Raw genomic sequence first — 20,033 nt, forward strand, 5'->3', positions numbered from 1 at the left:
CTGCCCGCGGCAACCGTCCCCCAACGACAAGGACCGCAATGAGACGAACGAATCTGTTCAGGATGGTGGCGACGACAGTCGCGGCCACGATGATCGCCACGGCAGGTGCGAGCGCCGTCGCGACCCCGGCCGCCGCCGCCCGTCCGGCCGACCCCGCGGCCGCACCGAGCGCCGGCTTCGCCCCGGCGGCCACCAACCTCGCCCAGGGCCGTCCCACCCAGGAGAGCGGCCACGCCGACGTCTACGACTCGTCGAAGGTCGTCGACGGCAACGCGGGCAGCTACTGGGAGAGCGTCAACAACGCCTTCCCACAGTGGGTGCAGGTCGACCTCGGCTCATCGCAGAGCGTCAACCAGGTAGTTCTGAAGCTGCCGACCAGCGGTTGGGGCACCCGGACGCAGACGCTGAGCGTGCGGGGCAGCACCAACGGTTCGTCCTTCACCGACCTGGTCGGGTCGCAGACGTACACCTTCAACCCGGCGAGCGGTAACACGGTCACGATCAACTTCGGCTCCACCTCCACCCGCTACGTCCGGATCAACGTCACCGCCAACAGCGGCTGGCCGGCCGGGCAGTTCTCCGAGCTGGAGGTGTACGGCAGCGGCGGCACCACCCCGGACACCACCGCGCCGAGCGTGCCGGGCAACCTGTCGTTCACCCAGTCGGGCACCACCATCAGCCTCACCTGGGTCGCGTCGACCGACAACGCGGGCGGCAGCGGCGTCGCCGGCTACGACGTCTACCGCAACGGCGCGTTCCTCCAGTCCATCGGAAACGTGACCACCTTCAACGACACGCAACCGGCCACGGCGACTGTCTCGTACCACGTCCGGGCCCGCGACGCCGCCGGCAACATCTCCGGCAACAGCAACACGGTGACCCGCACCGGCAGTGGAGACACCACCGCGCCGAGCGTCCCGGGGACCCTCTCGCAGAGCACGTCGGGCAGCACGATCACGCTCAACTGGGGGGCCTCCACCGACTCCGGTGGCAGCGGGCTCGCCGGTTACAACGTCTACCGGGGCGGCAGCCTGATCGCGACGCTGGGCACCGTCCTCACCTACCAGGACACCCAGCCGGCGACGGCCACCGTGTCGTACTACGTCCGCGCCCGCGACGGCGCCGGCAACCTCTCCGGCAACAGCAACACCGTCACCCGGACCGGCAGCAACCCGCCCGCCTGCACCAACGTGGCGCAGGGCAAGAGCATGACGGCGAGCGGCTCCACGTTCAGCTTCACCCCGGACAAGGCGAACGACGGGCAGCTCACCACCTACTGGGAGGGTGCGGCGAGCTACCCGCAGAACCTGACAGTGGCGCTGGGCGCGAACCACTCGATCTCCGGCGTGACCGTGAAGCTCAACCCGGACCCGGCCTGGGGCACCCGTACCCAGACCATCCAGGTCCTCGGTCGCGACCAGGCGTCGTCCTCGTACACCAGTCTGGTGTCGGCGGCGGCCTACCAGTTCGCCCAGGGCACCAACCTGGTGACCATCCCGGTCAGCGCTACCACCGCGGACGTGCAGTTGCGGTTCACCGGCAACACCGGTGCCCCGTCCGGCCAGGTCGCCGAGCTTGAGGTGTGCGGCACCCCGGCGCCCAACCCGGACCTGGTCGTCAACTCGGTGACCTGGTCGCCCACGTCGCCCAGCGAGGTCTCCCCGGTCACGCTGTCGGCCGTGGTGCAGAACATCGGGTCCGCCACCGCCGGTGCGACCACTGTGAACTTCAGCCTGGCCGGCGCTGTCGTCGGCAGCGCCTCGGTGGGCACGCTCGCCGCGGGCGCCTCGACCACCGTGTCGTTCAACGCCGGTACGCGGCCGATGGGCAGCTACGCCGTCTCGGCGGTGGTCGACCCGGCGAACACGATCGTCGAGCAGAACAACGGCAACAACAGCCACACCGCCGCGTCGCCGCTGGTGGTGGCGCAGGCCCCAGGCCCCGACCTCCAGGTGCTCAGCATCGCCTCGAACCCGCCGAACCCGGCCGTCGGGGCTTCCGTCACCTTCACCGTGACGGTCCGCAACCGGGGCACCACCGCGACCGGCGCGACCACTGTCACCCGGCTGGTGGCGGGCAGCACCACGCTCAACACCAACACCGCCTCCATCGCCGCCGGCGCGACGGTCACCGTGGCCGTCAGCGGTAGCTGGACCGCCACCAGCGGCGGCGCCACCATCACCGCCACCGCCGACGCCACCAACGTGGTCACCGAGACCAACGAGACCAACAACGCGTTCAGCCAGTCGATAGTGGTCGGTCGCGGGGCCGCCGTTCCGTACGTCTCCTACGAGGCGGAGGCCGGCCGTTACCAGGGCACGCTGCTGGAGGCCGACCCGCTGCGGACCTTCGGGCACACCAACTTCGCCAGCGAGTCCTCGGGTCGCAAGTCGGTACGACTCACCGGCACCGGCCAGTTCGTCGAGTTCACCTCGGCCAACCAGGCCAACTCCATCGTGGTGCGCAACTCCATACCGGACGCTCCCGGTGGCGGCGGCATCGAGGCGACCATCAGCCTCTACGTCAACGACGTCTTCTCCCGGAAGTTGACCCTGTCGTCGAAGCACAGCTGGCTCTACGGCAACACCGACGGGCCGGAGGCGCTGACCAACACCCCGCAGGCCGACGCCCGGCGGCTCTTCGACGAGTCGAACGCACTGCTGGCGCAGTCGTACCCGGCCGGCACCCGGTTCAAGTTGCAGCGCGACTCGGGTGACACCGCCTCCTTCTACGTCATCGACATGATCGATCTGGAGCAGGTGGCGCCGGCGGCGAGCCAGCCGGCCGGTTGCACCTCGATCACCTCGTACGGTGCGATCCCGAACGACGGGCTCGACGACACCGCCGCCATCCAGCGGGCGGTGACCGACGACCAGAACGGTGTCATCAGCTGCGTCTGGATCCCCGCCGGGCAGTGGCGGCAGGAGCAGAAGATCCTGACCGACGACCCGCTGAACCGGGGCATGCACAACCAGGTCGGCATCAGCAACGTCACGATCCGGGGCGCCGGTATGTGGCACTCGCAGCTCTACACGCTGACCGAGCCGCAGAACGTGGTGGGCGGCATCAACCACCCGCACGAGGGCAACTTCGGCTTCGACATCGACAAGAACACCCAGATCTCCGACATCGCCATCTTCGGCTCGGGCCGGATCCGCGGTGGTGACGGCAACGCCGAAGGCGGCGTCGGTCTGAACGGGCGCTTCGGCGCCGGCACGAAGATCAGCAACGTCTGGATCGAGCACGCCAACGTGGGCGCCTGGGTGGGCCGCGACTACGACAACATCCCCGACCTGTGGGGGCCGGCCGACGGGCTGGACTTCAGCGGCATGCGGATCCGCAACACGTACGCCGACGGCATCAACTTCAGCAACGGCACGCGTAACTCGCGGGTGTTCAACTCGTCCTTCCGCACCACAGGTGACGACGCCCTCGCCGTCTGGGCCAACCCGTACGTCAAGGACCGCAGCGTGGACATCGCCCACGACAACCACTTCGTCAACAACACCATCCAGCTGCCCTGGCGGGCCAACGGCATCGCGATCTACGGCGGCTACGACAACTCGATCGAGAACAACCTGATCTACGACACCGCCAACTACCCGGGCATCATGCTGGCGACCGACCACGACCCGCTGCCGTTCTCCGGCACGACGCTGATCGCCAACAACGGGCTCTACCGCACCGGCGGCGCGTTCTGGAACGAGGACCAGGAGTTCGGTGCCATCACGATCTTCCCGGCCACCAGGGACATCGTCGGAGTCACGATCCGGGACACCGACATCATCGACTCCACGTACGACGGCATCCAGTTCAAGAACGGAGGCGGCAACATACCGAACCTCGCGATCACCAACGTCCGGATCGACAAGTCGAACAATGGCGCCGGCATCCTCGCGATGAGCGGCGCGCGCGGCAACGCCAACCTGACCAACGTGACGATCACGAATTCGGCCGACGGCAACATCGTCATCCAGCCGGGCTCGCAGTTCGTCATCAACGGCGGCTAGTCGTTTGGCTTGATCAACACGGTTTCAAGAAAGTCGGGGTGTCCGCGGCCTGCGGACACCCCGACTTCCGTGAGCCCGAGTCAATCAAGGTGGCGCAGGGTCCGTCGTGGGCGTCGCGCTGCCCGGGCCCGTGCTGACCTTCACCACCTCGGCCTGGACGGCCTTCGTCACGTTCACGGCGGTGAGCCGGCCCGTGCGATGATCAAAGCCGGCTCGCCGGCGGAAGGCTGACAAATCAGGATGGGTGTCATCACGACAGGGCTCTGCCTCGCCGTACCCGCTCTGTTCGTGCTCTGGCTGTGGGGCCGACCTCTGCTCACCGGCCGCTGGAAGACTCCTGGCTGGTTCCTCGCGACGGCCGGGCTCTCGATCGTCGCCACCGCTGTCACGTGGTTCCTCGGGGCGTTCGCGGGTCCCTTCATGAGCTCGGAGGAGTCCTGCCGACAGGCCGGCGTCAGCTACGACCGGGCCTACCGCGCCGCGCACTGGCGTGAGTCGTCGCGATGGTTCCCCCTCCACGATCGATGCAACGCCACCCATGACCTGGTGCCCGCCTGGATCAACCCGGCCCTGGTGCTGCTGTCCCTGCTGGCCGTCTTCTGCATCGGCGCGGCGGTCTGGTTGGCCGTCATGCGGCACCGCACCACAGCGAGTCGGGTGCCGGCCCGTAGATCTTGGACACTTTCCGTTCGGCCTTGACGGAAAGTGTCCAAGATCTGCACGCGCCACGCGTAGGGGCCGCGGCGCAACCATCTCGGACAGACGGACCCTGTGTGCGATGACGCGCTTCTGGGGCTGCGGTGGCTAGGCTGAGCTGAGCAGGATGGTCCGCTGAGGGGGTGAACCCGGATGGCCCAGGCAGCGTTCGCGCCGGAACCGGCGCCGCAGGACACCGAGCCGTCGTTCGACGTGCTGCGGTGGCATGACAAGCCGTGGACAGCGCAGCTCGCCCTCGACCTGTTGCCGGAGACCAACGGCCCCAAGGTTGAGGTCCTGAGCGGAAGCGTGATCGTGACACCGCATGCCGGAATCGATCATCAGTCGGTCGAGCGGGAGTTGCCCTACGTGCTGCACCGCGCTGCGCGGAAGGCCGGTTTCTGGGTCTATCCAGAGATCAACGTCCTCTCCGGCGATGATCTCTTCATTCCAGACATTGCTGTGCTGCGCAAATCGGGGGCTGGCCGCACGACGGTGCCAATTGCCGAGGCAGTGTTGTTGGGGGAGATCGTTTCGCCGGGTAACTGGCGTAAGGACGTGATCGACCGGCCCCGCGAGTACGCCGCCGTCGGGGTGCCGTTCTTTCTCCGGGTGGACCTGCGTAACCGGGTGCCGACCATGGCCCTGTTCGAGCTTTCCGACGGGGAGTACCGGCCGCTGGCCGCCGCTGCGGCGGGCAGCACCTTCGCGATGCGGGAGCCGTTCGAATTCTCCATTGACCCCGCCGAGTTGCTGGACGAGGAGGAGCTGGCGGAGGGGGAGGGCTGAGGCTCCCAGCGGGCGTGCAGCGGGGGTGGGGAAGAATGGCCCTGTGACTTCCCCCCGCGACCTTGTTCTGCTCGGGTCCACCGGCTCGATCGGCACCCAGGCCATCGACATCGTCCGGCGCAACCCGGACCGGTTCCGGGTGGTCGCCGTGGGTGCCGGCGGCGGCAACGTTGAGCTGCTCGCCGCGCAAGCCCTCGAAATGGGCGTCGAGGCGGTCGGGGTGGCCAAGGCGTCCGCCGCGCAGGACCTGCAACTCGCGTTCTACGCCGAGGCGAGCCGGCGCGGGTGGGCCACCGGCGACTTCAAACTTCCCAAGATCGTGGCTGGCCCGGACGCCATGACCGAGCTGGCCCAGTGGCCGTGCGACATCGTGCTCAACGGGGTGGTCGGCTCGCTGGGTCTCGCTCCTACGCTGGCCGCGCTGCGCGGTGGTCGTACTCTCGCGTTGGCAAACAAGGAGTCGCTCGTGGCCGGCGGCCCGCTGGTCAAGGCCGCTGTGACGCGGCCGGGGCAGATCGTCCCGGTCGACTCGGAGCACTCGGCGCTGGCCCAGTGTCTGCGCTCCGGGACGCGCGGTGAGGTGCGCCGGCTGATCGTCACGGCCAGCGGCGGCCCGTTCCGGGGTCGGCAGCGTGACGAGTTGACGCAGGTCACACCCGAGCAGGCGCTCGCTCACCCGACCTGGAACATGGGGCCGGTCGTCACGATCAACTCCGCCACCATGGTCAACAAGGCGCTGGAGGTGATCGAGGCGCACGAGCTGTTCGACGTGCCCTACGCCGACATCACAGTGATGGTGCACCCCCAGTCGGTCATCCACTCGATGGTCGAGTTCGTCGACGGGTCGACGATCGCCCAGGCCAGCCCACCGGACATGCGGCTGCCGATCGCGCTCGGCATCGGTTGGCCGGACCGGGTGCCCGAAGCGGCCACCGCCGTCGACTGGACGGCCGCGCACAGCTGGGAGTTCGCGCCGCTCGACGACGAGGCGTTCCCGGCCGTCGCCCTGGCCAAGGCGGCTGGAGAGACCGGGCGTTGCCGGCCGGCGATCTACAACGCGGCGAACGAGGAGTGCGTGGCCGCGTTCGTGGCGGGCCGGCTGCCGTTCCTCGGCATCGTCGACACCCTCGAACGGGTCTTGGAGGAGGCTCCGGACTTCGACGAACCAGGTACCGTCGAGGACGTGCTCGCGGCCGAGTCGTGGGCACGCGCGCACGCGCAGGAGATCATCGCGGGTTCGGTGGAAGGAGCTTGATGTCGTACCTGCTCGGGGTGGTCCTCTTCGCCCTGGCCATTCTCATTTCGGTGAGCCTGCACGAGGCGGGTCACCTGCTGACCGCCAAGGCGTTCGGGATGAAGGTCACGAAGTACTTCGTCGGTTTCGGCCCCACCATCTGGTCGTTCCGCCGGGGTGAGACGGAGTACGGCCTCAAGGGCATCCCCCTCGGCGGCTTCTGCAAGATCGTCGGGATGACGCCGCAGGACGACGACGTCGAACCGGGCGACGAGTCGCGCGTGATGTGGCGCTACCCCGTCTGGAAGCGGACGATCGTGATGGCCGCCGGGTCGATCACGCACTTCGCGCTCGCCCTGGTCACGATCTGGATCCTCGCCGTCTCCGCCGGCCTGCCCAACCCCGATTTCCCGACCACCGACGCGCAGGCCCGCCAGGAGCCCGCCGTCATCCAGCTCAGTGAGTGCGTGGTTCCGGAGAACGCGGTGCGGGCGTGCACCCCCGCCGACGCGGCCAGCCCGGCCGCCCAGGGGCAACTGCGCAACGGCGACCGGATCACCTCGGTCAACGGCACCCAGATCAACTCCTACGGCGACCTGCTCACCACGCTGCGCGGGCTCAAGCCGGGCGACACCGCGCAGATCGCGTACGTCCGCGACGGGCAGCCGGGCACCACCAGCACGGTGCTCGCGCAGACCCAGCGTCCACCGCTGAACGACCCCACCGGCGCCGCCGCACCGGTGGCCGCGCTCGGCGTCGGGCTCGTCCCCAGCACCCCGACCCGCGTGACGTACGGCCCGATCGGCGCCTTCGGCGCCACCGCCGACTTCACGGGTCAACTGGCCGTCGGCACCGCCCAGGCGCTCCAGCGCCTTCCGCAGAAGGTCCCCGCCCTGTGGACCGCCCTCACCGGCGGCGAGCGGGACATCGACACCCCGATCAGTGTGGTCGGCGCCAGTCGACTCGGCGGCGAGGCGGTGGAGAACAACGCCTGGCTGGTCTTCTTCATGCTCTTCGTGTCGCTGAACTTCTTCATCGGTGTGTTCAACCTGCTGCCGCTGCTCCCGGTGGACGGCGGCCACATCGCCATCGCCTGGTTCGAACGGGCCCGCTCCTGGCTCTACGCGCGGATCGGCCGGGCCGACCCCGGCCGGGTGGACTACCTCAAACTGATGCCCTTCACGTACGCGGTGATCCTGATCGGCGGCGCGTTCACGCTGCTGACCATCGCCGCGGACGTCGTCAACCCCATCACGCTCTTCTCAAGGTGAGTGCCTGAAGTGACAGCTATCAGTCTCGGTATGCCCGCCGTGCCGCCCCCGCCGCTCGCTCCCCGTCGGGCCAGCCGCCAGATCATGGTCGGTTCGGTCCCGGTCGGTGGTGGCGCGCCGGTGTCCGTGCAGTCGATGACCACGACCCTCACCTCCGACATCAACGCGACCCTTCAGCAGATCGCCGAGCTGACCGCGTCCGGCTGCCAGATCGTCCGGGTTGCGGTGCCGTCCCAGGACGACGTCGAGGCATTGCCCGCGATCGCCAAGAAGTCGCAGATCCCGGTGATCGCCGACATCCACTTCCAGCCCAAGTACGTCTTCGCCGCGATCGACGCCGGCTGCGCGGCCGTCCGGGTCAACCCGGGCAACATCCGGCAGTTCGACGACAAGGTCAAGGAGATCGCTCGTGCCGCGGGAGCGGCGGGGACGCCGATCCGGATCGGCGTCAACGCCGGGTCGCTGGACAAGCGCCTGCTGAGCAAGTACGGCAAGGCCACCGCCGAAGCGCTTGTCGAGTCGGCGCTGTGGGAGTGCTCGCTGTTCGAGGAGCACGGCTTCCGCGACATCAAGATCTCGGTCAAGCACAACGACCCGGTCGTGATGATCCGGGCGTACCGGCAGCTCGCCGAGCAGTGCGACTACCCGCTGCACCTCGGCGTCACCGAGGCCGGGCCGGCGTTCCAGGGCACCATCAAGTCGGCGGTCGCCTTCGGCGCGCTGCTGGCCGAGGGGATCGGCGACACGATCCGGGTGTCGCTGTCCGCCCCGCCGGTCGAGGAGATCAAGGTCGGCAACCAGATCCTGGAGTCCCTCGGTCTGCGCGAGCGGGGCCTGGAGATCGTCTCGTGCCCGTCCTGCGGGCGGGCCCAGGTGGACGTCTACAAGCTCGCCGAAGAGGTCACCGCCGGCCTGGAAGGGTTGCCGGTGCCGCTGCGGGTCGCCGTCATGGGCTGCGTGGTAAACGGTCCGGGCGAGGCCCGGGAAGCCGACCTCGGCGTCGCCTCCGGCAACGGCAAGGGCCAGATCTTCGTCAAGGGGCAGGTCGTCAAGACGGTGCCCGAGGCGCAGATCGTCGAGACGCTGATCGAAGAGGCGCTGCGGATCGCCGACGAGATGGGCGCCGAGCTCCCCGAGGAGCTGCGCGGGCTGGTCACCGGCCCGACCGTCACCGTGCACTGATTTTCCATTTGGAAAAAGCGGCCGTTCCCCGTGTGGGGAACGGCCGCTGTGGTTTGTGCTGATCTTGCGTTGCCGTGCTGCTCGTGCCGTGCCGTGCTGTGGTGCGGCCTGGCGTCACTCGGATTCGGCGAGGATCGCGTACAGCTTGCGCCGGGTCTCGTCGAGCACCTGGGCGGCCCGCTCACGCTGGTCGTCGGTGCCGTTCATCATCACCTGGCGCAGCGCGTTCATCGCCTGAGTGCCGGAGTCACGGATGTCGTGCCAGCTGCTCACCGTGCCCTGGGCGACGTCTGCCCACGGCGGGGTCTGCGCGGCCTCGGTGGCCTCCGCCTGACCGGCCTCGGTGACAGTGAAACGCTTCCGCCCGCCACCGGACTCCTCGGTGCTGGCGACGATCACGCCCTCGTCCTCCAGTAGCTGGAGGGTGGGGTAGATCGAGCCCGGGCTCGGCCGCCACGCACCGCCGGTGCGGGAGTCGATCTCCTGGATCATCTCGTAGCCGTGCATCGGCCGTTCGGTGAGCAGGGCCAACACGGAGGCTCGAACGTTGGGGCGTCGGCCCCGACCCCGTCCACGACCCCGGCCGCCCCAGGGGCCGCCGTGTCCGTGCTCGTGGCCATGACCGTGCGGACCGGGCGGAACCGGCGGGAAGCCGAACCCCCGCATCCGGGCCTCGTGCATCGGGTGGTGCTGTCGGTGGAACCTCATCGGGTTCTTCCTTCCGTAGGACTATCGCTGATGCATCAACGATATATCGGCAATGCATCGCTGACAACCCCGATTTACCAAACCGTACGTACGTCTTGTTAGAGTGTCGGTCATGCGCCTGCTTCCCCCGCCGGGTCCGGCCCGGGTCCTCACCCTCGGCACGCTGGTCAAGACCGTTGGACGGGGCCTCTGGCTCGTCGCCAGCGCGCTCTTCCTCACCCGGTCGGTCGGTCTGTCGGCAACCCAGGTCGGCATCGGACTGACCATCTCGGCCCTGGTCGGTGTGTTGGCCAGCGCCCCGAGCGGCTACCTGGCCGACCGCGTCGGCCCACGCGGTGTGCAGGTCGGCGCGCTCTTCGTCGCCGGCACCCTGACCATCGGCCTGATCGCCGTCCGGTCGTTTCCCACGTTCGTGCTGGTGGGAGCGGCCACCGCGCTTGCCGACGCGGTCGAGCGTGGTGCCCGCGGCGCGCTGATCGCCGGAGCGATCCCAGCCGACCAGCGGGTCCGCACCCGCGCCTACCTGCGAGCCACCACGAACGTCGGGATCTCCGTCGGCGCCGTCCTCGGGGGGTTCGCCATCGCCGCCGACACCCGAACGGGGTACGTCGCGCTGATCCTGGCCTCGGCGGCGACGTCACTGGCCGCAGCGGTGGTCTTCCTCCGACTGCCCGCCGTCTCCCCGGTCGCCGCCCCGACGCAGGGCCCTCGGCTGGTCGCCCTCCGGGACCGCCCGTTCCTCGCCTTCACCCTGGTCGACGGGCTGATGTCGATGCACTTCAGCCTGCTCACCATCGCCCTGCCGCTGTGGATCGCCGGCCACACCCGGGCGCCCGCCTGGATGATCTCCGCGTTGACGCTGGTCAACACCGTGCTGGTGGTGCTCCTTCAGGTACGCGCCGCGGGTGCCGCCGCCACACTGCCCGGGGCCGCCCGCGCCGCCCGTCGAGCAGGCGTGGCCATCGCCCTGGCCTGCGTACTCTTCGCCGCCAGCGGCGCGCTGCCCACCGCCGGAGCGGTGGGCCTGCTCGGCCTCGGGGCACTCGCGCACGTCACCGGGGAACTGTGGCACTCCGCCGCCGGCTGGGGGATCTCCTTCGGGCTAGCGCCAGCGGACGCCCAAGGGCAGTACCAGGGGGCGTACGGCATGGGCTACGAACTGGGCAAGATGCTCGCACCGGTAGTGGTGACCACCCTCGCGCTCGGCTGGGGCGTACCCGGCTGGCTCGTACTCGGTGCCCTGTTTCTCCTGCTCGGAGCCCTGGTGCCCCCGGTCGTCCGCTGGGCCGGGCGGACCCGGCCGCTCAGCGGGCCAGCAGAACCGGTGCCGGCCTCGGCACTCGACCGGCGGAGCGGGGGGTCGATCTGGCAGGCTGATAGTCGTGCTGACGGTGCCGGTACGCCAACTGGGGGAATCGGAGCGCCGCGCGGTCGAGCGACTGCTCGACCATGACCCGTTCGCGGGTGCGCAGGTCGCCGAGCGGATCTCCGCGCGCGGACTCTCCTGGTGGCGGGCCGAGGGCAGAATCCTGGGGTACGGGGCCCGCCGCAACCTCGAATCACTCTGCTGGCTCGGCGGCAACCTGACCCCGGTGCTGGCCAGTGATGCTGCGGTGGCTGCCTTCGCCGACCTGCTCGCTGGCGAGGAAAGGCTCTGCTCCTCCATCGTCGGTCGCGCCGATGCCGTCCTCGGATTGTGGGACCGCCTCTCCGACACCTGGGGGCCAGCGCGAGACGTTCGCCCCAATCAGCCACTGCTGGTCACCGACTCGCTGCCACCCGTACCGGCCGATCCGGAGGTACGCCAGGTTCGCTCCGGCGAGGTCGACCGGCTCTTCCCGGCGGCGGTCGCCATGTACACCGAAGAGGTCGGCGTCTCCCCGCTGGCCGAGGACGGCGGACGCAGCTACCGCCGGCGGGTCAACGACCTGGTCCGGACCGGTCGCGCGTACGCCCGCATCGTCGACGGCAAGGTCGTGTTCAAGGCCGAACTCGCCGTGGTGACCAAACGGACGGCCCAGGTCCAGGGCGTCTGGGTGGCACCGGAATGGCGAGGTCGGGGGATCGCCACCGCCGCCATGGCCGCCGTGGTCCGCGACGCGCTGCTCCGGGTCGCCCCCACCGTCAGCTTGTACGTCAACGACTTCAACCTCCCGGCCCGCCGCGTCTACGAGCGCTGCGGCTTCCAGCCGATCGGCACCCTGGCCACCGTCCTCTTCTGACCGCTGCGGGTTGGCTCGCGGTGATGCATCGCCGCAGATCTTGGACACTATCCGTTCGCGCGGAACGAAAAGTGTCCAAGATCTGCGGGCTCCGAGCGCAGAAAGGCCGCTGGCCGGCACCCGGTGTTGCGGGTGCCGGCCAGCGGTCGGTGTCGTGCTGCGGTGCTGCGTGCTTATCGTGTGGGTCAGCTGTTCCAGTGCTGGGCGACGAGGTCGGTGGCCTGCTGCTCCCACTGGGCGTAGGCGTCCGGGTAGGCCGACACCTGCACGGTCTGCGCCGCCTGGGTCAGGGGCATGTCCTGCCACCCGTCGACCTGCTTGAGGCCCTTGAGGAACGCGGTGGTGGAGTACTCAGGGTTGGTGATCTGCTCCGGGGTGCCCCAACCGCTGGAGGGGCGCTGTTGGAACAGGCCCAGCGAGTCGTGGTCGTTCATGTCGCCCAGGTGGCCGAGGTTCTCCAGCTTGGACTCCTGCAGGCTCGTCGCGATCGAGATGACCGCGGCCCGCTCGGGCAGGCCGGCCTTCTTCGTGGCGGCGATGATCGCCTTGGCGTTCGCGGTCTGCTCGTCGTTGAGGCTGATGTGGGACTGGTCGCCCTGCGGCTTCGGCGCCGACTGCTGCACGGCCACGGCGACGGGCTTGGCGTCCACGGCCGGGGTGGCGGCGTGGGCGGCGATCGGACCGGCGAACACACCACCGGCGAACGCGAGACCAGCAACAGACAGCATGCTCTTACGGAAGATCGTGTTCATGGGGGGAGCTCCTTCGGGGGTAGGACACCCGCACATACCGATCGGGGAAACGGCAGTCACGGGTGTGAGCACCTCGTCCGGCGCTGCACTAACAAAGGGGGGAAAGTCTGGGGGGTGACGCCTGTCGGGCGTCGGGGTCGGCGGCCTGGCGAGCGGAGGGCTCGTGGCGCCGGGTCCATGTGTAACGACCGGGGGGCCGGGGTCATTCCGGGGTTGGCCCATCCGTTGGCACCCTCGTCGGGGCGGTGCCCGTCGGTCGTTCGTGGGGACTGCAACGACCGGGTGCTGGCTGGCATTCCCACCTGCGCGACCAGCCCCCAGCGCTCGGGCGGCGGGTCGGTGGTACTGCGATCGTCAGGGTATGTAACGACCCCGACCCCGCCAGGATTCCGGCCCACGGGTGCGGCCGGTCACCGGCCCAATCGACACCCCAGCGGACAAACCGCCCACACGGCCCCGCCAGCACGGCCCCAGACGGGGCTGATCCACTCGGGTTCACGGAAGTCGGGGCATCCCGGACGGCCGGACACCCCGACATCAAGGAACCCGAGTCGATCAAGGAGCCCCGGACGGCGTCGCGGTTGGCTAGATCGCATCAGATCGGGCAAAACGTCTAGGGTCCGGCACCCCGCAGGCGTTCTGCCGGCGCTGACCCAGGCCTGTCGGACCTGGCCTGCCCACCGCGCCGGCTTCGATCCGGGTCTGCCGGCTTCGATCCGGGTCTGCCGGCCTTGGCTCCGGCCTGTCGGCACTGACCTGCCCACCGCGCCGGCTCTGGCCGGGACCGCAGCGGTGGCCCGAGACCATCGGCCTCGGTCCGCTCACCGTGCCGGCTCTACCTCGCGGCTGGCGGGGCTGACCCGAAAACCGCCGGTTCGGTGCCCCCTGTCTGGTTCAGGCATCGGGCGGCGCGGCTGTGGCCGCGGCATCGAGCAGGTCGGTCGCCGCCGCTGGCGAAACTGATGGATGCCCTGCTCAGGACCGGAAAATCGGTTGAGTTGGCGGGGTGGTGCCGGCAGGCTGAGGTCTCCGCCACCCACGTCCCGGAGGACTTCCCATGCGCCTGCTCCGTGATCTGTGGGGTACTTCGACCCGTCGTATGACGATCGTGGCCGTCCTGATCGTGCTGGGGGCCGCGGGGCAGGCGGGCGCGTCGGCGCTGGCCGGCGCGGTGCTGGTGCATCGCTCGGCGGGCTTCTTCGCCGTACTGGCCGTGGCCCTGGTCGCCGTGGTCCTCAGCGACCTCGCGGTGAGTCTGCTGATGGCCGGTCTGACCGCCGACTGGTCCGCTGACGTGCGTCGCCGGCTCTGTCGCGTCGCTTTCGGGCAGGACCTGCCCACTCTGGAGACCACCCCGGTGGGCGAGTTGCTGGACCGGATCGACGGGGACGTCTATCAGGTGGCGTCGGCAATTCGTAACCAGGGCACCCGACTCGCCCAGGGCCTCTGCGTCGGTCTGCTGTCGATGGTCGTGGCGCTGTTCGTGTGGTGGCCGGCGGGGATCGCGATGGTGCTGCTCACTGTGGTGCTCGCGGTCGGCCTGCGCCGGCCCACGGCACGGATCGGCCCGGCCCGGATGGCCGAGGAGGAGGCGTGGTCCGACCTGGCCGCCGTGATGGAGGAGGCGGTGCACGGCCAGGACGACGTACGCACCAGTTTGGCGCGGCCGTACGTGCTGCAGTTGTACGCCCGGCGGGCCGCCGCCGTGCTGTCCCGGGGCCTGGTGGTCTGGGTGCTGTCCGCCCGGGTGGCGACGGTGGCCACCGCGACGATCCGGGCGGGCATCGGGGCGGTGGTGCTCGGCGGTGCCTGGGCGTTGGCCACCGACCGCATCGACGCCGCCCGTCTCACGGCTATCTGGCTGCTCGCCCTGGCCTTCGGGGCGACCGCGGAGCACGTCAGCCGGATGGTGCCGGAGATCCAGGAGGCCCTCGGCGCGTGGGCGCGGGTGCAGTTGCTCTACAAGGCCCGCCAGGAGCCGGTGGGCGGGGCCAGCCCGAGCGAGGGTGACCTGCGCATTCGGGACCTGACATTCGGGTACGGCGAAAGTGACCGGGGGGCCGCGCTGCGCGGGCTCAGCCTCACCTTCGCGCGCGGTCGCTCGTACGCGCTGATCGGACGGACCGGTTCGGGCAAGTCGACGCTGGCGAAGGTGCTCACCCGGGCGGTCGACGTGCCGCCGGGCACTGTCTTCCTCGGGGGCACCGACCTGTGCGACCTCGACGTCGAGCAGTTGCGCCGCTGGGTGGCGTTGGTGCCGCAGCGCACCGAGATCCTGGCCGGCACGCTCGCCGAGAACGTGGCGCTCTTCGACCCGGAGTTGCTCGACGCGGCGGCAAGGGCGCTCGACGAGCTGGGCCTGGCCGGTTGGATCGCCGAGCTGCCGGACGGGTTGACGACCCGGTTGGGGGAGGGCGGGCATGTGCTCTCCGCCGGTCAGGAGCAGTTGGTGGCGTTCGCCCGGATCCTGGTCCGGGAGCCGCACGTGGTGATCCTCGACGAGGCCACCGCGCGGCTGGATCCGGTCACCGAGGCACGGGTGCAGCGGGCCACCGAACGACTGCTGCGCGACCGGATCGGCATCGTCATCGCGCACCGACTCTCCTCGGTGCGCCGCTGCGACGAGGTGGTCGTCCTGGCCGACGGCGCTGTGGTCGAGGCCGGTCCGCTGGAGACGTCGACGCGCTTCGCCGAACTGTTGGCGACCAGCCACGCCGCCGCGTACGCCACTGTGGCGCCAACCGGTCGCACCGGCGTCGGCACTGACCTGCTGGTCGGCCCCGGCCCGGCCGACCCCTGGCCGACCGAGCCGGCACCGACGCGGGTCGAGCCGAATGAGCAGGCCACGCGGCAGACACCGCCGGACAGCACGCAGGGCGCGGTCGGGCCGACCCGGGCCGACCCGCCGCCACTGCCGCCGGTGCCGCCGGCTCGGACGCTGCGGGAGATCTTCCGACTCTGCACCAACGATCCCCGGTACGGGGCGGCGGCGATCGTGCTGTTCCTCGGGCTCAGCCTGCTCGGGCTGGATGGCCCGGTGCTGCCCTGGCTCTGGGCGGACCTGGTCGACGGGACCGGCAACCCGTACCTGCCGGCGATGGGGATCGTCGCCGGGCTGCTGGTCACCCTGCCGCTGCCGTTCTACACCCACGTCTGGTTCCCGCAGTGGTGGGTGCGGCAGATGCTGCGGATCGGCCTTCGCCTGGTGCACGGCCAGACCGGGCCGCGTCGGGTCAGCTCCCACACTCCCGCCGAGGTGGTGGCGCAGGGTGGGGACACCGAGCGGGTGGTCCAGCTCGCCGACAACGTGCTGGACCAGACCGTGGCGCTGGTGCTCGTGGTCGCCATGACGGCGGTCACCGGCAGTGTCGTACCCGGGCTGTTCTTCCTCGGCACGATGGTCGTCTCCGGGCTGGCCGCGACGTTGTTCGGGCCGAAGCTGGAGCGCGCGGCCCGGGCGACGGTGGCGGCGCGGGCGGCGTTCGCCACGGCGCTGGTCTCCGCGCTCTCCGCGGCGCGGACGGTGAAGCTCGCCGGCGCGACCGCGGCGGTGCTGCGCCATCTGGCCGGCCTGGACGTGCTGCGCAGCGACCGGCAGCGGCGGGAGATCTCGGTGCAGGTGTGGGCGCGCTCCACACCGTCGATGGCCAGTGGGCTGTTGCCGATCGGCGCCTGGGCGCTCTACCTGAACGGTTCGCTCTCCGCCGGGGCGGTGCTGGTGGCCGTCTCCACACTGGGCGCGGCCCGCTGGTTCGCCTGGACGACGGCGTCGTTGATCTCGCAGCTGCCCTCGGCGCGGGTGTGGACCCGCCGCACGGCGGCGATGACCGGTGTGAGCGCGTACTCCGCGGGGGTGCCGGAGGTCGACCTGACCGCAGGGACGGCGCCCGCGCCGACCATGCCGCCCCGGCATCCGCTGCGCCGGCTGGAGCTGCGTCGCTTCGGGGTGGTGCACTCCGACGGCACGGTGGCCGTCCGGGACGTGGACCTGACCGTGCAGCGGGGGCAGTTGGTGCTGGTCGTCGGGCCGGTGGGGTCGGGCAAGTCCTCGTTGCTACGGGCGCTGGCCGGGATCGTGCACCACACCGGCGAGCTGGCCTGGAACGGTGACCCGGTCACCGAGCCGGAGCTGTTCCTGCGTCCCAACCAGGTCGGCTACGTCGGTCAGTTGCCCCGGGTGCTCTCCGGCACTGTGGCCGACAACATCGCCCTCGGGCACCAGGTGGACGCGGCGGGGGCGGTCAGCACCGCCCAGCTCGACCATGACCTGGCCGCCGCCGGTGGCGGGCTGGGCCTGCTCATCGGGCACAAGGGCACCCGGCTCTCCGGCGGGCAGTTGCAGCGGTTGGCGCTGGCCCGGGCGCTGGCCCCACGTACCGAGCTGCTGGTCGCCGACGACGTGTCGTCGGCGCTGGACGTCACCACCGAGCTGGCGCTGTGGCAGGCGTTGCGCGGCCACGGGGTGACGGTTGTCGGCTCGACAGCGAAACGCGCCGCGTTGGTCCGGGCCGACCACGTGGTGGTGCTGCTCGGGGGCACTGTGGCCGCCCAGGGCACCTGGCAGGACCTGGAGGGCGACTGGTCGCACCTGGCCGGCTGACCGACGGTCGGGCGGCCGCTCACGCGGCGGCCGCCCGACCGGTCGGGATCAGGCGGCGCGGGCGTACTGGGCGGGCCCGGAGTACGCGACGCCGAGCTTCGCGGCGGCCCGGCGCGGCCAGTACGGGTCGCGCAGCAACTCCCGACCCAGCAGCACCAGGTCGGCCTCGCCGCTGGCGACGATCTGCTCGGCGTGCTCGGGCTCCACGATGAGGCCCACAGCGCCGGTCGGCACGCCGGCCTCGCGGCGGATCTGGGCGGCCAGCGGCACCTGGTAACCCGGGCCGAGCGGGATGCGCTGGTCCGTGCTCACCCCACCGGAGGACGCGTCGATCAGGTCGACGCCGACGCCGGCCAGCTCACCGGCGAGCGCCACGCTGTCATCGATCGTCCAGCCGCCCTCGACCCAGTCGGTGGCGGAGATCCGGGTCAGCACCGGCACGTCCTCGCCGACCGCGGCGCGCACCGCGCGGGCCACCTCGAGGGTGAGCCGCATCCGGGCGGCCCGGTCGCCGCCGTACGCGTCGGTGCGGTGGTTGGTCAGCGGCGAGAGGAACTCGTTGAGCAGGTAGCCGTGGGCGGCGTGGATCTCCACGGCGGCGAAGCCCGCGTCCAGGGCGCGAACGGCTCCCGCCGCGAACGCCTCGACCACACCGGCGATGCCGGCCTCGTCGAGGCTGGTCGGCGTCCGGTAGTCGGCGGTGAACGGCTCCGAGCCGGGGGCGACGGGCGTCCAGCCGCCCTCGGCGTCCGGCACGCCACCGCGCTCCGGCGCCCACGGCCGGTAGGTGGAGGCCTTGAATCCGGCGTGCGCGAGCTGTACGGCCGGCACTGCGCCGTGAGCGGCGACGAACGCCGTCACCGGTCGCCAGGCGTCGACGTGCGCACCGGACCAGAGGCCGGTGTCCTGCGGGCTGATCCGGCCCTCGGGGAGTACTGCGGTCGCCTCGGTCAGCACCAGGCCGGCGCCGCCGACCGCGCGGCTGCCCAGGTGGATCAGGTGCCAGTCGGTGGGCAGACCGTCGGGGCCGGCGGAGTACTGGCACATCGGTGCCATGGCGATCCGGTTGGGCAGTGTGACCCCGCGCAGGGCCAGGGGAGTGAACAGGGAACTCATGGGGTCATCCTCTCCGACACGGCGACGGGCCCCCGGGGAGAGGGGCCCGTCGCCGTACTGGTGAATCGGTCAGGCGGGAACAGGGGTGAGCTCGGGCCGGGTGTCGGCGACCGGCTCCGGGTCGGTCAGGTCACGCCGGCCGGCGGACTCGTACGCGGCCCGGTCGAGGGTGCCCTCGCGGGCGGCGACCACTGTCGGCACCAGCGCCTGCCCCGCGACGTTGGTGGCGGTGCGGATCATGTCCAGGATCGGGTCGATGGCCAGCAGCAGGCCGGCGCCGGCCAGCGGCAGGCCCAGCGTGCTGAGGGTCAGGGTGAGCATCACGATCGCGCCGGTCAGGCCGGCGGTGGCCGCCGAGCCGACCACCGAGACGAAGGCGATCAGCAGGTAGTCGCCGATGCCGAGCTGCACGCCGAACACCTGGGCCACGAAGATCGCGGCGAGCGCGGGGTAGATGGCGGCGCAACCGTCCATCTTCGTGGTCGCGCCGAAGGGCACCGCGAACGAGGCGTACTCGCGGGGCACACCGAGACGCTCGACGGAGCGCTGGGTCACCGGCATGGTGCCGACCGAGGAGCGGGACACGAAGCCCAGCTCGATCGCCGGCCAGGCGCCGGCGAAGAAGCGCAGCGGGTTGAGGCGGCCGGCGAGGATCAGCACCAGCGGGTAGACCACGAACAGCACGATGGCGCAGCCGACGTAGACGGCGGTGGTGAACTTCGCGAGGGGGGCCAGCAGGTCCCAGCCGTACGAGGCGACGGCGTTGCCGATCAGGCCGAGGGTGCCGATCGGGGCGAGCCGGATGACCCACCAGAGCGCCTTCTGGACGATCTCCAGCAGGGAACGGTTCAGCGCCACGAACGGTTCGGCGGGCTCGCCGACCAGCAGGGCCGCGGCACCGATGACGACGGCGAGGAAGACGATCTGGAGGACGTTGCCCTCGACGAACGCGCCGACCGGGTTGGTGGGCACGATGCCGGTGAGGAAGTCGGTCCACGATCCGGTGTTCTTCGGCGGTGCCGCGCCACCCAGGTCGAGGGTCACGCCCTTGCCGGGGTTGGTGAGCAGGCCGAGGCCGATGCCGATGCTCACCGCGATCAGCGCGGTGATGCCGAACCACAGCAGGGTCTTGACGGCGAGCCGGGCGGCGTTGGCGACGCCGCGCAGGCTGACCACGCTGACCACGATGGCGGTGAAGACCAGCGGCGGCACGGCCAGCTTGAGGAGCTGGACGAAGAGGCTACCGACGGTGTGCAGGGTGCTGGTCAGCCAGCTCAGGTCGTTGCTGCGGGCCAGGAAGCCCAGCGCGACACCGAGCACGAGGCCGAGCAGGATCTGCACGGAGAAGGGAATTTTGCGCAGGCTGAAGGGCATGAGGATGTATCCAATTGTCCGGTCCGATCGGGGCAGGCGTAGGAACGCGGCTAGCCCGGACAGATGCCACTGGCCTGCA

Annotated in this window: 13 protein-coding genes; 9 read left to right on the plus strand and 4 right to left on the minus strand. The window is 70.5% G+C overall.

The features are described from left to right. Positions 1-38: 38 nt before the first annotated feature. The 6 genes from ACLJOK_RS23185 to ispG all read left to right on the plus strand — a co-directional run bounded on the left by ACLJOK_RS23185 (position 39) and on the right by ispG (position 9,182). Positions 39-4,010 carry a CARDB domain-containing protein gene (locus ACLJOK_RS23185; protein WP_410820746.1) on the plus strand — a complete coding sequence of 1,324 codons (3,972 nt, stop codon included), beginning with the start codon at positions 39-41 and terminating at the stop codon, positions 4,008-4,010. 240 nt (positions 4,011-4,250) lie between these two features. Then, entirely contained in the window at positions 4,251-4,709 is a 459-nt protein-coding gene (locus ACLJOK_RS23190) for a hypothetical protein (protein ID WP_410820747.1), read from the plus strand. A 150-nt stretch (positions 4,710-4,859) separates the two neighbouring features. Further along, positions 4,860-5,495: a Uma2 family endonuclease gene (locus ACLJOK_RS23195; RefSeq protein ID WP_410820748.1), complete on the plus strand. Its 636-nt coding sequence runs from the start codon at positions 4,860-4,862 to the stop codon at positions 5,493-5,495. A gap of 43 nt (positions 5,496-5,538) precedes the next feature. Beyond that, positions 5,539-6,750: a 1-deoxy-D-xylulose-5-phosphate reductoisomerase gene (dxr, locus tag ACLJOK_RS23200; RefSeq protein WP_410820749.1), complete on the plus strand. Its 1,212-nt coding sequence runs from the start codon at positions 5,539-5,541 to the stop codon at positions 6,748-6,750. Continuing rightward, complete coding sequence (locus tag ACLJOK_RS23205; RefSeq protein WP_410820750.1) at positions 6,750-8,000, plus strand: M50 family metallopeptidase; 1,251 nt, start codon at positions 6,750-6,752, stop codon at positions 7,998-8,000. The genes dxr and ACLJOK_RS23205 overlap by 1 nt, the downstream gene beginning before the upstream one ends. A 9-nt stretch (positions 8,001-8,009) precedes the next feature. Further along, on the plus strand, positions 8,010-9,182 hold the full coding sequence (ispG, locus tag ACLJOK_RS23210; protein WP_210787026.1) for a flavodoxin-dependent (E)-4-hydroxy-3-methylbut-2-enyl-diphosphate synthase: 1,173 nt from the start codon (positions 8,010-8,012) through the stop codon (positions 9,180-9,182). Positions 9,183-9,296: 114 nt separating this feature from the next. Here the strand turns inward: ispG and ACLJOK_RS23215 are convergent, their stop codons facing one another. Continuing rightward, positions 9,297-9,890 carry a PadR family transcriptional regulator gene (locus ACLJOK_RS23215; protein WP_357200254.1) on the minus strand — a complete coding sequence of 198 codons (594 nt, stop codon included), beginning with the start codon at positions 9,888-9,890 and terminating at the stop codon, positions 9,297-9,299. Between the two features lie 112 nt (positions 9,891-10,002). Between ACLJOK_RS23215 and ACLJOK_RS23220 the strand changes: the two genes are divergently transcribed. Both ACLJOK_RS23220 and ACLJOK_RS23225 read left to right on the plus strand, forming a co-directional pair. Next, the gene (locus ACLJOK_RS23220) at positions 10,003-11,343 is read left to right on the plus strand and encodes an MFS transporter (protein WP_410820751.1); all 1,341 of its coding nucleotides are present in this window, start codon (positions 10,003-10,005) and stop codon (positions 11,341-11,343) included. Continuing rightward, positions 11,273-12,112 carry a GNAT family N-acetyltransferase gene (locus tag ACLJOK_RS23225; protein ID WP_410820752.1) on the plus strand — a complete coding sequence of 280 codons (840 nt, stop codon included), beginning with the start codon at positions 11,273-11,275 and terminating at the stop codon, positions 12,110-12,112. The genes ACLJOK_RS23220 and ACLJOK_RS23225 overlap by 71 nt, the downstream gene beginning before the upstream one ends. A gap of 185 nt (positions 12,113-12,297) precedes the next feature. Here ACLJOK_RS23225 and ACLJOK_RS23230 read toward each other — a convergent pair whose 3' ends face one another. Beyond that, positions 12,298-12,864 carry a hypothetical protein gene (locus ACLJOK_RS23230; RefSeq protein ID WP_410820753.1) on the minus strand — a complete coding sequence of 189 codons (567 nt, stop codon included), beginning with the start codon at positions 12,862-12,864 and terminating at the stop codon, positions 12,298-12,300. Positions 12,865-13,921: 1,057 nt separating this feature from the next. On the opposite strand from ACLJOK_RS23230, the gene ACLJOK_RS23235 reads away from it, so the two are divergent. Further along, positions 13,922-17,464 (plus strand): ATP-binding cassette domain-containing protein, encoded by a 3,543-nt coding sequence (locus ACLJOK_RS23235; RefSeq protein ID WP_410820754.1) that lies wholly within the window; start codon positions 13,922-13,924, stop codon positions 17,462-17,464. Between the two features lie 48 nt (positions 17,465-17,512). On the opposite strand, the gene ACLJOK_RS23240 is transcribed toward ACLJOK_RS23235, so the two are convergent. Both ACLJOK_RS23240 and ACLJOK_RS23245 read right to left on the minus strand, forming a co-directional pair. Further along, positions 17,513-18,580: an NADH:flavin oxidoreductase/NADH oxidase gene (locus ACLJOK_RS23240; RefSeq protein ID WP_410820755.1), complete on the minus strand. Its 1,068-nt coding sequence runs from the start codon at positions 18,578-18,580 to the stop codon at positions 17,513-17,515. A gap of 69 nt (positions 18,581-18,649) precedes the next feature. Next, a complete protein-coding gene (locus tag ACLJOK_RS23245; protein WP_410821570.1) occupies positions 18,650-19,942 on the minus strand; it encodes a dicarboxylate/amino acid:cation symporter in 1,293 nt (430 codons plus the stop codon). Positions 19,943-20,033: the final 91 nt, after the last annotated feature.

The sequence above is a fragment of the Micromonospora sp. 050-3 genome (assembly GCF_046549335.1).
GTDB classification, from domain to species: Bacteria; Actinomycetota; Actinomycetes; order Mycobacteriales; family Micromonosporaceae; genus Micromonospora; species Micromonospora trifolii.

Coding starts and splice junctions, on each gene's coding strand:
- ACLJOK_RS23240 (WP_410820755.1), bottom strand. CDS start 18,580: ATGAGTTCCCTGTTCACTCCCCTGGCCCTGCGCGGGGTCACACTGCCC.
- ACLJOK_RS23190 (WP_410820747.1), top strand. CDS start 4,251: ATGGGTGTCATCACGACAGGGCTCTGCCTCGCCGTACCCGCTCTGTTC.
- ACLJOK_RS23205 (WP_410820750.1), top strand. CDS start 6,750: ATGTCGTACCTGCTCGGGGTGGTCCTCTTCGCCCTGGCCATTCTCATT.
- ACLJOK_RS23235 (WP_410820754.1), top strand. CDS start 13,922: ATGCGCCTGCTCCGTGATCTGTGGGGTACTTCGACCCGTCGTATGACG.
- ACLJOK_RS23185 (WP_410820746.1), top strand. CDS start 39: ATGAGACGAACGAATCTGTTCAGGATGGTGGCGACGACAGTCGCGGCC.
- ACLJOK_RS23215 (WP_357200254.1), bottom strand. CDS start 9,890: ATGAGGTTCCACCGACAGCACCACCCGATGCACGAGGCCCGGATGCGG.
- ACLJOK_RS23230 (WP_410820753.1), bottom strand. CDS start 12,864: ATGAACACGATCTTCCGTAAGAGCATGCTGTCTGTTGCTGGTCTCGCG.
- ACLJOK_RS23195 (WP_410820748.1), top strand. CDS start 4,860: ATGGCCCAGGCAGCGTTCGCGCCGGAACCGGCGCCGCAGGACACCGAG.
- ACLJOK_RS23220 (WP_410820751.1), top strand. CDS start 10,003: ATGCGCCTGCTTCCCCCGCCGGGTCCGGCCCGGGTCCTCACCCTCGGC.